The sequence below is a fragment of the Pseudomonas sp. BN417 genome, assembly GCF_029871205.1.
GTDB lineage: Bacteria > Pseudomonadota > Gammaproteobacteria > Pseudomonadales > Pseudomonadaceae > Metapseudomonas.
Genome location: NZ_SSOJ01000063.1, coordinates 1 through 12,407, shown reverse-complemented (window position 1 = coordinate 12,407; position 12,407 = coordinate 1). Strand labels below are relative to the sequence as shown.

General features: G+C 66.7%; 10 protein-coding genes and 1 tRNA gene. 5 read left to right on the top strand and 6 right to left on the bottom strand.

Going from position 1 to position 12,407, the window contains the following annotated elements; translation table 11 throughout:
• The first annotated feature begins 3 nt into the window (after nucleotides 1–3).
• From ybgF to E8F11_RS05910, 4 genes are all read left to right on the top strand, one after another.
• Nucleotides 4–828: a tol-pal system protein YbgF gene (gene ybgF, locus E8F11_RS05925; RefSeq protein WP_280287895.1), complete on the top strand. Its 825-nt coding sequence runs from the start codon at nucleotides 4–6 to the stop codon at nucleotides 826–828.
• A gap of 125 nt (nucleotides 829–953) precedes the next feature.
• Nucleotides 954–1,601, top strand: coding sequence for a 7-carboxy-7-deazaguanine synthase QueE (gene queE / locus E8F11_RS05920; protein ID WP_280287893.1), 648 nt, complete (start codon nucleotides 954–956; stop codon nucleotides 1,599–1,601).
• A gap of 71 nt (nucleotides 1,602–1,672) precedes the next feature.
• Nucleotides 1,673–2,347 (top strand): 7-cyano-7-deazaguanine synthase QueC, encoded by a 675-nt coding sequence (queC, locus tag E8F11_RS05915; protein WP_280287891.1) that lies wholly within the window; start codon nucleotides 1,673–1,675, stop codon nucleotides 2,345–2,347.
• A gap of 58 nt (nucleotides 2,348–2,405) precedes the next feature.
• Nucleotides 2,406–2,481 (top strand) — tRNA-Lys (locus E8F11_RS05910).
• Nucleotides 2,482–2,666: 185 nt separating this feature from the next.
• Here E8F11_RS05910 and E8F11_RS05905 read toward each other — a convergent pair.
• The 6 genes from E8F11_RS05905 to E8F11_RS05880 form a co-directional block, all read right to left on the bottom strand.
• On the bottom strand, nucleotides 2,667–3,851 hold the full coding sequence (locus tag E8F11_RS05905; RefSeq protein WP_280287889.1) for a type III PLP-dependent enzyme: 1,185 nt from the start codon (nucleotides 3,849–3,851) through the stop codon (nucleotides 2,667–2,669).
• Nucleotides 3,848–5,599, bottom strand: a complete 1,752-nt coding sequence (locus tag E8F11_RS05900) for an IucA/IucC family protein (protein ID WP_280287887.1) — start codon at nucleotides 5,597–5,599, stop codon at nucleotides 3,848–3,850. Before E8F11_RS05900 ends, E8F11_RS05905 begins: the two co-directional genes overlap by 4 nt.
• A complete protein-coding gene (locus E8F11_RS05895; protein ID WP_280287886.1) occupies nucleotides 5,596–6,741 on the bottom strand; it encodes an MFS transporter in 1,146 nt (381 codons plus the stop codon). The genes E8F11_RS05900 and E8F11_RS05895 overlap by 4 nt, the downstream gene beginning before the upstream one ends.
• Nucleotides 6,726–8,504 carry an IucA/IucC family protein gene (locus tag E8F11_RS05890; RefSeq protein ID WP_280287885.1) on the bottom strand — a complete coding sequence of 593 codons (1,779 nt, stop codon included), beginning with the start codon at nucleotides 8,502–8,504 and terminating at the stop codon, nucleotides 6,726–6,728. The genes E8F11_RS05895 and E8F11_RS05890 overlap by 16 nt, the downstream gene beginning before the upstream one ends.
• A complete protein-coding gene (locus tag E8F11_RS05885; protein WP_280287883.1) occupies nucleotides 8,501–9,700 on the bottom strand; it encodes a siderophore biosynthesis protein PvsA in 1,200 nt (399 codons plus the stop codon). Before E8F11_RS05885 ends, E8F11_RS05890 begins: the two co-directional genes overlap by 4 nt.
• Nucleotides 9,701–9,938: 238 nt before the next feature.
• Nucleotides 9,939–10,709, bottom strand: a complete 771-nt coding sequence (locus E8F11_RS05880; protein WP_280287882.1) for an aldolase/citrate lyase family protein — start codon at nucleotides 10,707–10,709, stop codon at nucleotides 9,939–9,941.
• A 291-nt stretch (nucleotides 10,710–11,000) separates the two neighbouring features.
• Here E8F11_RS05880 and nadA point away from each other — a divergent pair, with 291 nt between their 5' ends.
• Nucleotides 11,001–12,059, top strand: a complete 1,059-nt coding sequence (gene nadA / locus E8F11_RS05875) for a quinolinate synthase NadA (protein WP_280287881.1) — start codon at nucleotides 11,001–11,003, stop codon at nucleotides 12,057–12,059.
• Nucleotides 12,060–12,407 lie beyond the last annotated feature (348 nt).

Here is a 12,407-nt window from a genome sequence, read left to right as displayed (position 1 = left end):
GCCATGCGTAAGTGCCGTCGTGCTTTGACCCTCTTGGCCCTCTCCAGTCTGCCGTTCGCGGCGCTGGCTGAGGTTCCCGTGGTGGATAACAACGCTGGATATGGCGGCAGTTACCCGCCGGCCGGTTATGGCACGACTGGCGCCTACGTCGCGACGGGGGCTGCTCCATCGGCCCCTGTTTCGGCGCAGGGCGAGCTGTTCATGCAGCTCCAGCAGATGCAGGAAGAGATCACTCGCCTGCGTGGCATGCTCGAGGAGCAGCAGTACGAGATCCAGCGCCTGAAACAGGAAAGCCTGGAGCGTTACCAGGACCTCGATCGCCGTCTTTCCGGTGGTGCCGCCGCAGGCGCACCGGCTACCCAGAATTCCCCTGCCGCTGGCGCACCTGCCGCCAACGGTGCCCCGGCCGCGCCGGCGCAGCAAGCTGCCGCCAGCAGCGAACCGGGCGACCCGGCGAAGGAAAAGCTCTACTACGACGCCGCCTTCGACCTGATCAAGACCAAGGACTTCGACAAGGCCAGTCAGGCCTTCAACGCCTTCCTGCGCAAGTACCCCAACAGCCAGTACGCCGGCAATGCGCAGTACTGGCTGGGTGAGGTGAACCTGGCCAAGGGTGACCTGCAAGGCGCCAGCCAGGCTTTCGCTCGCGTCGGCCAGGCCTACCCGCAGCATCCCAAGGTGCCCGACTCCCTGTACAAGCTGGCGGATGTCGAGCAGCGCATGGGCAACACCGACAAGGCCAAGACCATCCTCCAGCAGGTCATCGCCCAGTTCCCGGGCAGCTCGGCCGCCCAGCTGGCGCAACGCGACCTGCAGCGCCTGCCCTGATTCCTGAACCCAGGATCAAGAAAACCCGCGCCAGGCGCGGGTTTTTTCGTTAGAATCGCCGCCCCAAACCTTCTTTCCCGCAACGGAGGCGGATGGCCTGTTTCGCCGTCACGCCCGTGGCTGATATGCATCAAACCCTGCGAATCACCGAGATTTTCTACTCGTTGCAGGGGGAAACACGTACCGCCGGCCTGCCGACGGTCTTCGTGCGCCTCACCGGCTGCCCCCTGCGCTGTCAGTACTGCGACACCGCCTACGCCTTCAGCGGTGGCGAGGTCATGTCGCTCGACGCCATCCTCGAACGCGTTGCCGGCTACAAGCCGCGCTACATCTGCGTCACCGGCGGTGAGCCGCTGGCCCAGCCTAATTGCATCCCGCTGCTGCGGCGCCTGTGCGATGCCGGCTACGAGGTTTCCATTGAAACCAGCGGCGCGCTGGACGTTTCCGCCGTCGATCCGCGGGTGAGCAAGGTCGTCGACCTGAAGACACCGGGCTCCGCCGAGGTCGGTCGCAACCGCTACGAGAACATCGCCCACCTGACGACCAACGATCAGGTGAAGTTCGTCATCTGCTCCCGCGAGGACTATGACTGGGCGGTGTCCAAGCTGATCGAGTACCGGCTCGAGCAGCGGGCTGGCGAGGTGCTGTTCTCCCCCAGCCACAAGCAGGTGAGCGCCCGCGAGTTGGCGGACTGGATAGTCGCCGACAACCTGCCCGTGCGCTTGCAGTTGCAGCTGCACAAGATTCTCTGGAACGACGAGCCGGGTCACTGATCCGGCCCGATTGCGCACCTTGCCTGACTGCACGCCGGGACGTGGGGCAGGCTGATATCGAGGGATATCCCATGAGCGAGAAGAAAGCGGTCATCCTGTTGTCTGGTGGCCTGGACTCGGCCACCGTGGTCGCACTGGCCCGCGCGGAGGGCTACGCCTGCTACAGCATGAGTTTCGATTACGGCCAGCGCCATCGTGCCGAGCTGAACGCGGCTGAGCGGGTGGCCCGCCAGCTGGGCGTGGTGGAGCACAAGGTGATTGGGCTCAATCTCAACGGCATTGGCGGCTCCGCCCTGACCGATACCTCTATCGACGTGCCCGAGAGCCCTACCGAGGGCATCCCGGTCACTTATGTGCCGGCGCGCAATACCGTGTTCCTGTCCCTCGCCCTCGGCTGGGCCGAGGTACTTGGCGCGCGGGATATCTTCATTGGCGTCAACGCAGTGGACTACTCCGGCTATCCGGACTGCCGCCCCGAGTTCGTCGAGGCATTCGAGCGCATGGCCAACCTGGCCACCAAGGCCGGCGTGGAAGGGCAGGGGTTCCGTATCCGCGCGCCGTTGCAGAACCTGAGCAAGGCCGAGATAGTCCAGGCCGGCCTGCGCCATGGCGTCGATTACGGGCTGACGGTCTCCTGCTACCAGGCCGACGACGATGGTCGTGCCTGTGGCAAATGCGACAGCTGCCGGCTGCGTGCTGCGGGCTTCGCCGCGGCCGGTGTGAAGGATCCTACGCGCTACCAGTAAATTTTTTTCGAGGAGGTGTTGAATTCCTGAATAAAATCAGTATCATGCGCCTCGCGTTGGGTCGTTAGCTCAGTCGGTAGAGCAGTTGGCTTTTAACCAATTGGTCGTAGGTTCGAATCCTACACGACCCACCATCTCGCAAAGCCCGCCTTCTTGAAGGCGGGCTTTTTCATTTCCGCCGAAGATCTTCTCGTCCGGCAGGTTTGCGAAGTCGCTCCGATGCGGCGCCAACAGGCTCCACACGCCGAGCTTTCCTCCCTCTCGTTTTGCCGATTCCCTGCCAGCCCCTCCCGCGCGCGGGGGAAGGGCCGGTCATTTGTCAGTGGAAGAGGAACATCATCTGCGGCGGTTCGTGCATCAGGAAATCGCGGTGGGAGATGTTCCAGGCGTACGCGCCGGCGAGGGTGAACACCAGCAGGTCACCGATGGCGAGTTCTGCGACGGGCTGCTGGCGGGCCAGGATGTCCTTCGGCGTGCATAGCTGGCCGACGAGAGTGACGGTCTGCTCTCGCAGGTGCGGCGCCTGGTTGCCGCGCAACACGACGAAGGGGTGGTCGTGACCCTGGGCGGCCGGAGTGCGGAAGTGGTGGGTGCCGCCCCGGGCCACGGCGAAGTACTGGCCGTGATTACGCTTGATGTCGAGCACTTGCATCACGTAGTAGCCGCAGGCGGCGCTGATGAAACGGCCGATTTCGAAGCGGATGCGGGTATCGGCCATGCCCTCCTCGGCTATTACCTCGGCCAGGCCCCGGCAGAAGCCGGGCCAGTCGAAGGAATGCGCATGGTCCTGGTAGTTGATGCCCATGCCGCCGCCCACGTTCAACAGGGGCAGGTTCAGGCCCTGCTCGCGGCTGATGCGGCGGAAGGTCCGGCAGTAGGCGCGGATCAGCTGCAGGTGGCCGGGCACGTCGAGCTGATGGGAGAGCAAGTGGAAGTGCAGTCCCTTGAGCTCCAGCGCGGGCTCCTGGCGCAGCAGCGCCAGGGCTTCGTCCAGCGCGTCTTCATCGAGGCCGAAGGGGGTGGGCTTGCCACCCATGACCAGGCGGCTGTCCGGCGCTTCGGCCAGCTTGAGGTTGAGCCGCAGCAACACGGGGGCGCGGCGGCCGCGTACAGAGGCGAGCCGTGCCAGGCGACGCAATTCGTGCACGCTTTCCACGTGAAAGGCATCGATGCGGCAGTCCAGTGCGGCCTCCAGTTCGCTGTCGAGCTTGCCGGGGCCGCCGAAGATCAGCGGCTGGTCCGGGCAGTGCTCATGGAGCCAGGCCAGCTCGCCGCCAGAAGCTGCCTCGAAGCCATCCACCAGCGGTGCCAGGGTTTGCAGGATGGGCACTTCCGGGTTGGCCTTCGCAGCGTAGAAGAGTTCGCAGCCAGCGGGCAGCGCGGTGCGCATGGCGCGTACGTGTCGCTCCAGCGCCGGCAGGTCGTACAGGTAGGCGCATAGTGGGTCGCGACTTTTGCCGCGCAGGTCGTCGATGGCGCGGGTAATGCGCTCGGGGAGGCTCATGGGCGGGCACCGAAGAAGGGGTTGGGCAGGTTGGTGTAGCCGGCGTCACGGTCGGCACGCTGCATCAGGCGGGTCATGAAGTTTTCCTTGCTGGGCAGTGCGGCACCGGCGCACAGGTCGCGCAATTGCTCCGGATGGCCGAGCTGCTCGCAGTGGTGCTCCAATTTTTGGCCGACACGCGTCCACAGGCGCTTCTCCAGTGCGGCCTGGCCATCGGCGAGGTGGAAAATTGCTTCGCCCAGGTTGTTCACCAGGGCGCAGTAGGCGAACCGCTTCCAGGCCTTGTCCGCGCTGTAGTAGAGGGATGCGCGGGTGCGCTCGTCGAGGTGTGCCAGGCGTGCGTGCGGCCAATGCTCGGGGACCAGCTTGGTGCCTTCCAGGTCGCGGACCCAGACGCGACTCGGTAGGCCGTTGTCGTCGAAACCGAGCACCGTGTTCTGCAGGTGCGGCTCCAATACCACGCCATGGCGGAACAGGCAGTGCAGCACGCCGCCGAGTAGCAGGTCGGCATAGCGCTCCAGCCAGTGCAGGGCGGCATCGGCGTGGGACAGGCCGAGGCGCTCGGCGCACTGGCGCACACGCTGGCGGCACACGCTATGGCCGTGCAGGTCCCAGGTGAACAGCGCCATCGCCACCTGCGGCTGGAGCGCGGCGCGGCTGACCGCGTCCAGGTTGCGGCGGTAGAGCATGCCGAAGCATTCGGTGACTTCCCGGGCCTCTTCCAGATCGCCCAGGGCGCTGAGGTCCAGAGTGCTGGCGGCGGGCTCGGGCATCAGTTCGAAGCCCGGCCGGGTCTCGGCCAGTTCGTCCATGATCGGCGTCAGCAGGCGGGTGAGAGCGACGGCGCTGTCCAGCTCGTACCAGGCGTTCTTGCGCACGCAGTTGGTCAGCCGCACGTGCACGGAGAACTTGAGGAAATAGTCCAGGTCCGGGTGGTACAGGGTACGGACCGACGAGGTGGGGTAAAGCGCCAGCCCCTGGGCGCCGAGGTACTCCATCAGCCCCTGCGCCTGTGCCCGCTGCACCAGCGGGTTGGCGAGGATGCGCTGCACTTCCCAGGGATGGCAGGGGTAGAGGTCGTCGCGGCCGCTGAGCTGGCGCAGGGTGCCGCGTGGGTCGGTGCCCTGGTGGCGCACCAGGGCCGGGTCGACACGGAACCAGTGCAGGGCGAAGCAGGCCCCCACTTCCGGGGAGCAGGCCAGCAAGGCGTCGAGGGAGACGCCCTCGCGGCTCTTGGGCGTCGGGTGCAGCGCATGGCCCCAGACCTGGTGCTGTTCCGAGCGCAGCAGGCTGTCCTCCGGCTGCTGGTTGGCGGGTACGGCGTGGCGCAGGAAAGTGCGGGTGATGTGCAGGCTGTTGCCGATCTGCTGCACCAGCTCGCCATGGCGCTCGGCGCTGGTCAGCGGGGTGAGCAGCAGGCACGCCAGCTCCAGGGCGCCGAGGGGACGCCAGCCCTGGCCATTGCCCTTGAAGTAGGGCGCGCTGATGAAACGGCAGCGGCCGAGGACGCTGGTGCGGTCGGCCAGCAGGGCCAGGCGTCCCTTCGGTAGGCGGATGCACACGCGCTGGCCGGCGATCTGGCGCAGGCTCATGGGCAGATCGTGATCCGGGGCATCGAGGCTGGCCTCGCCACGGGGCAGGGCGTACTCGCGTAGGTAGCAGTTGATCAGGCATTCGATGGCGTGGCGCTGGGCGTCGCCGTCGAGTGCGCGTTCATGGAGGGAAGCCAGTTCGTTCGCAAGGTTCATGCAGTTATTTCCCGCGTGGCGGTGAGCAAGGGACGCGCCAGCACCAGTGCCGCAAGGGCGGCCAGGCAGGCGACCAGGAAAGGGGAAGCGATGCCGCAGCTCTGGCTGACCAGGCCTGCGGTGACGCCGGCGGCGGCACCGGCCCATTTGCCGCTGGAGTCGTACCAGCCGAACAGACGGCCGGCGCTGCCCTGGCGGCTGCGCTGGCTGAGGCAGCGGTGCAGGCCGATGAAGCCGAGCAGCATGCCCGCGCCGCTGAGCAGGCGCAGTGCGAACAGCGGCTCGGGCTGGGTGCTCCAGAATTGCAGGGCATTGGCCAGGGCCAGCAGGCCGAGACCCGGCAGCAGCAGGTTGGCGGCCTGGCGCTGGGCCCAGGGCAGGGCCAGCAGGTAGACCAGGTGCGGCAGGCTGTAGAGCAGGCCGATGAGGGCGTCGTTGCCCAGCCCCAGGGCTTCGCCGTAGGGGACGAAGTAGGGGAAGGTCACCACCATGGCGAAGCTGAACAGGAACTGCACGGCGAGCAGGCGCGGCAGGTCCTCCGGCAACTGTCCGGGACTGCCGCCGATGGCGCGGGGGCTGGCCTCGCGCCGGGGCGAATCGGTCGGCAGCGGCAGGATCAGCACGAAGGCCAGCAGCGGCAGCCAGGCCAGCGTCCGGTAGAGCTCCAGCCCCATGCCGCTGGCCGTGAGCAGACCGAGCAGGATCGGCCCACTGATCATCGCCAACCGTGCCGAATACTGTGTCCAGTTCAATGCCCGGGAGAGGCTGCCGTCCTTGAGCTGGGTGGCCAGGTAGGCATTGGAGGCCGCCATGGCGCCGCCGAAGGTGCCCTGGATCACCAGGGCCAGCACGAACACCGTGAGGTTGGGGCTGAAGCCGGCCAGCAGGAATCCGGCGCAGAGTCCGGCATGGGCGCGCAGCAACGACAGGCGACAGCCATGTCGGTCCGCCAGTTGGCCCCAGAGCGGCGCCGCCAGGGCGGTGCACAGGGTCGGCAGGATGAACAGCACGCCGATGCTCCAGGCCGGCGCCTCCGGCGCCAGGTCGGCGAGGATGCGCGGCAGGTACAGCGGAATGCCCAGGGCGGTGAAAGCCGAGAGGTAATGGCCGAGCAACACGCTGGCGATCAGTCGGCGCGGCATGGTTGTGCCTCCAGCAGGAAGTTTGCCGCGCTGTAGCCGTAGAACTTGTTGATGTCCTGGGCCCCGGACTGCGCCTTGCTGAACAGGCTGCCGGCGCTGAGCAGGTACTTCACCGGCAGGGTCGGGCTGTCCAGCAGGACGTGCCGGGCATCGAGACAGTCCAGGCCTTCGCGCTCGAGCTGTTCTATGCAGGCCATCAGGCGTTGGCGCAGGGTGGCGTAGAGCGTTTCGCGCGGCGCCAGGCCAGCGTCGGCAATCGCTTCCAGCGGGGCGACCACGTTCAGTTGCAGGGTGATGGTGCAGAACATTTCGGCCAGGGGCTGGCTGTTCGCCACGCGGATGCGCTCGTCGCGCAGCGCGGCAGGCCGGCTGGCGAGGTCGGGGCAGGCTTGGGCGAAGCGCTCGGGCCAGAGGCGTGCGGCGTCATTGTCCTTCATCAGCAGGCGCATGGGCTGGCCGCTCTGCAGGATCAGCACGGCGTTCTGCTGGTTGGCCTCAAGGGCAATGCCGTATTGCAGCCACAGGCGCAGATGCACTTGCAGCAGCAGGTCCAGGTAATCGCTCAGCCAGGCCTGCAGGTCACCGACCTGGAAGCGCTTCACCAGCGCTTCGAGGAACAACCGGCCATCCGGCAGCGGACTGGCCAGGGCGGCGACCGGCACCAGGGTGGCCTCGGCCAGTTCCTCTGGGTAGCGCCGGACGATGTAGGCCAGGTGCTTGTGTTCCCCGGCGTGCGCGCCATGCAGTTCATCGACGTGCAGGTAACGCTGGCCCAGGGCCGGGTCGCGTGCGGCGAGGGCTTGCAGGGTGGTCTGGAACCAGTGGCCGTCGTACAGCGTGCTCGGTTTGATCAGCCGCAGGTTGCGGGCGCCGAGGGTGCTGACCAGCAGCGGCAGCTTGATGTGGCAGTGCGGGTGTTCCACGCACACCAGGGTGCGCACGGAGAGCGTCGGTTCCACCAGCAGGGCGCTGCGCGGGGCCTTGATGCAGCCTGCGGGCAGGCCGTACTGCTCCAGCATCGGCCAGGTCAGCGGATGCACCGGCAGCAGGACGTGACTGGCGACCAGGCCCTCGTCCAGGCCGAGTTCGCCGAAGCTCGGCCAGTGGGCCGGTGGCGAGCTGCTGAGGCTGAGCTCGCTGTTCGGAACGGCCAACCAGTTGAGGGCGAAGCGCGGCGCGAACTCCGGCGCGTAGCCCTGCAGCGCCGTCTGGTCGAAGCCGCTCTTGGCGCGGGCGGTGGGATAGTAGGGGTGGTCGAGGTAGCTGGCGAGGCGGTCGATGCCGAGCAGTCGCTGGCCCCAGGACACTTCATCGAGGACCTTGACCAGGTCGCCCGCCCGGGACTGGTAGGCCTCGCGGCAGAGGCCGCGGTGCAGGGCGGCGCAGTCGGCCTCGTCGCGGTAGCTGGCGAAGAGCGCCAGGCTCTCGGCGTCCAGACCTTGGCCGAGGTGCTCGAGCCAGCGGTCATAGCCCTGCTCGACACGGACCACGCCCTGGTGGCAGCAGAGCCAGGCGTCGGTCCTGGCGCTCCAGGCTTGCAGCGGACCGCCCCGGCGCAACGGCAGCCAGAGTTCGCCGCTGCCCAGGTGCGCGACGCAGAGCCAGTCCTGCGCGGCGGCATCCGGCCAGTGGCCGGCCAGCTCCGCCGGCAGGCTGCGCACCTGGCCCTGGCTGACGAGGCCGCGGATGTCTTCGCGCAGGCAGCAGTCGATGATGCGCACGGCGATCGCCGCCTTGTCGGCGCTGCTGGCGGCGCGGTTCATGCCAGCACCCAGCGCAGGTCGGCCAGCGCGGTGGCCAGGCGTACGTCCAGGCTGGCGGCGTTGGGAGCGATCAGCCGCAGCACGCCGAGGTAATCCTTGTTGGAGTGGCTGAGGCGGATCTCGTCGCCGGACTGGTGCAGGGCCCGGTAGTCGCTCCAGTGACCGTCGTGCTCGTGATGGAAGCTGCCGGGAGCTTCGACGAGGTGCCCGGCCCGTTCGGCCACCAGGTAATGCACCAGGGCTTCGGCGGCGCCGTTTTCGGCGTCCGCCAGCGGCGCGCCCAGGTGCAGGGCGAGGATGCGGTCGAACCAGCCTTGCGGCAGCAGGCGGTCAAGGAGGAACTCGCGGCCGTCACCGATGCTGCGGTAGTTGATTTCCACCAGCACCGGGCCTTGCGCGGTGAGGATGAATTCGCTGTGGCAAACGCCGAAGTTGATGCCGAAGGCCGCCACCTGGGCCAGGGCCGCGGCGCGATGCTCGCGGCAGAGCGGGCCGTTCCAGCGAGCGGCCAGTTCCACGAAATGCGGGGGCGGCGAGAGGGTCACGTCGAAGCCGCCGATGGCTTGCAGGCGCTGGCCGTCGCCCAGGGTTTCGAGGGTGAACAGCGGGCCTTCCAGGTAGGCCTCCAGCAGCAGGGCGCGGCCGGGGTTGTGCTGCCAGAACTGTGCGCAATAGGCGTTCAGTTCGTCGGCGCTGTGGCACAGGCGCACGTCGAGGCTGGCAACGCCCTCTCGGGGCTTGGCTACCAGCGGGAAGGGCGCATCGGCGGGTACCGCGCCGTCTGTCGTGACGACGTGGAACCACGGGCCGGGGAGGCCGAGCCGCTGCAGGCGCTCGCGCATCTCCGCCTTGTTCTTGGCGGCGTAGCACAGGTGCCAGTCCTTGCCGGGGCAGCCAAAGGTTTCCGCCACCAGGGCGGCAGCGGTCTGCAAGTGATCGCTGTTGGAGAACACGGCCGCTGGGCGCAGGCCGTGGGCGTTGATCAGTTCGACCACCGCCAGCGGGTTGAACACGTCGCACTCCAGAATCTCCAGGCCATCGGCGCAATGGCCCTTTGTGGCGAGTTCACGCCTGTGTGCCTGGGCGTGGTCGCTGACCAGCACCACCGGCAGGCCGCGTTTGCGCGCGGCGGGAAGGAAGCCCTCAGTGATGGCGGGGTGGACGATGTGGGTGAGAATCACGAGTGGTTGTTGCATGAAAAGCCTCCTGCTGGGCGGCAGTCGTCCCTCCGAGCGAGCGGACGACAGGTTTGAAAACCCGCCGGCGTCCCGTTGTACGGGGTCGCAGGCGGACTAGATAAGTGCGATGGCGCGGGTCAGAAGCGGTAGTTGACGCCGAGGGAGAGGTCTTTTCCCTCGGCCTGTGCGGTGCTCAGGGCGAACAGGCTGAGGAGCCGGGCGAGCAGATGGCTGGCTGTTGTCATCGGGGGCTACTTCAGTGGGTGCCTTGCAGTTGGGTAAGGCGGGCTTTCAGGGCGTTCTGCAACAGGCCGCGGTCCTCGCCGGCCAGGTAGAGGCGAATGCCCAGTGCCTGCCAGTGCTGCTGTTGCTCGGGGGTCCGCGGGTTGGCACAGAAGGGAACGCCTGCTGCTTCGCAGTCCCGCGCTATCTCCTGGAGGGCAACCCAGACCCTCGGGTGCAGCGGGTCGGGCCCCACATCCAGGTCGAGGGCGAGGTCGAGGGCGCCTTCCAGAACCATACCAATGCCGGGAAGCTTGAGGATGTCGGGCAGGGCCCTGAGTCCGGCGGCGCTTTCGATCATCGGCACGATGGGGCGGGCCTGATTGGCCAGATCGACATACTGCGGCAGCGGCAGGCGGCCGAAGCCGGTGATGCGGCCGCCAGTGATGCCGCGCCGGCCTAGCGGCGGGAACAGCGCCGCTTCCAGGGCCCGGGCCACCTCTTCGGCGCTTTCCACACGCGGCAGGACGATGGCTTCGGCGCCAGCATCCAGCGCCCGCCCGATCAGCTTGGCGTCGACTTCCGGAACCCGCAGCCAGGGCGAGATGCCGGCCGACTCGCAAGCGCGCAGGCAGTGCATCAGTTCGTCGCCGGAACGCAGCAGGTGCTCCATGTCGAGGATGACGAAGTGATAGCCGGCCGCGGCGATCATCTCGCAGAGAAGAGGGGAGGGAACCGAGTTGAGCAGGCCGTACGCGCTCTTGCCGTTCCTAATCCGGGTGATGACAGGTGATGTCCGAATCATTCGCTTCAATCCGTATGAAAAGCGTTAGCGAATGATAATGATTGTCAATCAAATGTAAACGGCTTTTTGTGGAACGTGAGTCTCGAAAAGGGTCTTCGGAGCCGGGGATTCGATGCTGACAACAGGGAAGGAGGATGGACCGAGGCGCGGACGGACGGCGGTCGCCAAGGTTGTCCCGGTTCCGCCAAATCTGCGGTATTATCCGCGGCCCCCTTTCCCGCGGCCGCCCTTGGCTGCAGGGGAGCGGGTGTATAATTGACTCCGCGCTACCGCGCTCGCAGGTCCAGTCCTATGTCACACCTCTCCGAACGCTTTCTGGTCCAGGCCCATCTTGCCGCCAAGCAGCCCAAGCAGCTGACGGCCGAAGAGGAGGCTCACTTCCGTGACGCCATCGCCGCCGAGCTGAAGGCCAGGGACGCGGTGCTGGTCGCACACTACTACTGCGATCCGGTCATCCAGGCGCTGGCCGAGGAAACCGGCGGCTGCGTCTCCGATTCCCTGGAAATGGCCCGTTTCGGCAACCAGCACTCGGCGCAGACGGTCGTGGTGGCCGGTGTGCGCTTCATGGGCGAGACCGCGAAGATCCTCAATCCGGAAAAGCGCGTGCTGATGCCGACCCTCGAGGCGACCTGTTCCCTTGACCTGGGTTGCCCGGTGGACGAGTTCTCGGCCTTCTGCGACCAGCATCCCGAGCGCACGGTGGTGGTCTACGCCAACACCTCCGCTGCGGTGAAGGCCCGTGCCGACTGGGTGGTGACCTCCAGCTGCGCCCTGGAAATCGTCGAGAGCCTGATGGACAACGGCGAGAAGATCATCTGGGCGCCGGATCAGCACCTGGGCCGCTACATCCAGCGTGAAACCGGTGCCGATATGCTGCTCTGGGATGGTGCCTGCATCGTCCACGAGGAGTTCAAGGCCAAGCAGCTCGAAGACATGAAGGCGCTCTATCCGGACGCCGCCGTGCTGGTCCACCCGGAATCCCCCGAGGCGGTGATCGAACTGGCCGACGCGGTGGGCTCCACCAGCCAGTTGATCAAGGCGGCGCAGACCCTGCCGAACAAGACCTTCATCGTCGCCACCGACCGCGGCATCTTCTACAAGATGCAGCAGCTGTGCCCGGACAAGCAGTTCATCGAGGCCCCCACCGCCGGCAACGGCGCGGCGTGCCGCAGCTGCGCCCATTGCCCCTGGATGGCCATGAATACCCTGGAACGCACCCTGCAAAGCCTGCGTGAGGGCACCAACGAGATATTCGTCGACCCGGCATTGATCCCGAGGGCGATCAAGCCGCTCAAGCGCATGCTCGACTTCACCCAGGCTGCGCGCCTGAAGCTGGCCGGCAACGCCTGATTTCCGCCAGATAATGAAAAGCCCGGACTTGTCCGGGCTTTTTTGTGGCCTTCTGGCAGGCCTTTGGCCTGCTTGGCGAATGAATTCGCCCCTACAGAAGGGCGCATCTCTTGTAGAGGCGAATTCATTGGCTATGTCTGCATTCAGTGTTGCTAGAACGTCTTGAGCCAAGCTGCTTATCGAGCGGGCTGCGAGTCCCTGTTTCGCCTCCCGGCGAGTCACTTCTTTCAAACGCCAAAGAAGTAACCAAGAACGCTCGCCCCTGCATCCGGCCCGACTGCGTCGGGTTCCCTCGCTCCATCATTGCTCCGGGGGCCCGGCGTGAGGGGCCATCCCTGGCCCCGCACG

What these genes read in the sequence shown, in the direction of transcription:
- ybgF (WP_280287895.1), top strand. Translation starts at nt 4, where the DNA reads ATGCGTAAGTGCCGTCGTGCTTTGACCCTCTTGGCCCTCTCCAGTCTG.
- queE (WP_280287893.1), top strand. Translation starts at nt 954, where the DNA reads ATGCATCAAACCCTGCGAATCACCGAGATTTTCTACTCGTTGCAGGGG.
- queC (WP_280287891.1), top strand. Translation starts at nt 1,673, where the DNA reads ATGAGCGAGAAGAAAGCGGTCATCCTGTTGTCTGGTGGCCTGGACTCG.
- E8F11_RS05905 (WP_280287889.1), bottom strand. Translation starts at nt 3,851, where the DNA reads ATGAGCCTCCCCGAGCGCATTACCCGCGCCATCGACGACCTGCGCGGC.
- E8F11_RS05900 (WP_280287887.1), bottom strand. Translation starts at nt 5,599, where the DNA reads ATGAACCTTGCGAACGAACTGGCTTCCCTCCATGAACGCGCACTCGAC.
- E8F11_RS05895 (WP_280287886.1), bottom strand. Translation starts at nt 6,741, where the DNA reads ATGCCGCGCCGACTGATCGCCAGCGTGTTGCTCGGCCATTACCTCTCG.
- E8F11_RS05890 (WP_280287885.1), bottom strand. Translation starts at nt 8,504, where the DNA reads ATGAACCGCGCCGCCAGCAGCGCCGACAAGGCGGCGATCGCCGTGCGC.
- E8F11_RS05885 (WP_280287883.1), bottom strand. Translation starts at nt 9,700, where the DNA reads ATGCAACAACCACTCGTGATTCTCACCCACATCGTCCACCCCGCCATC.
- E8F11_RS05880 (WP_280287882.1), bottom strand. Translation starts at nt 10,709, where the DNA reads ATGATTCGGACATCACCTGTCATCACCCGGATTAGGAACGGCAAGAGC.
- nadA (WP_280287881.1), top strand. Translation starts at nt 11,001, where the DNA reads ATGTCACACCTCTCCGAACGCTTTCTGGTCCAGGCCCATCTTGCCGCC.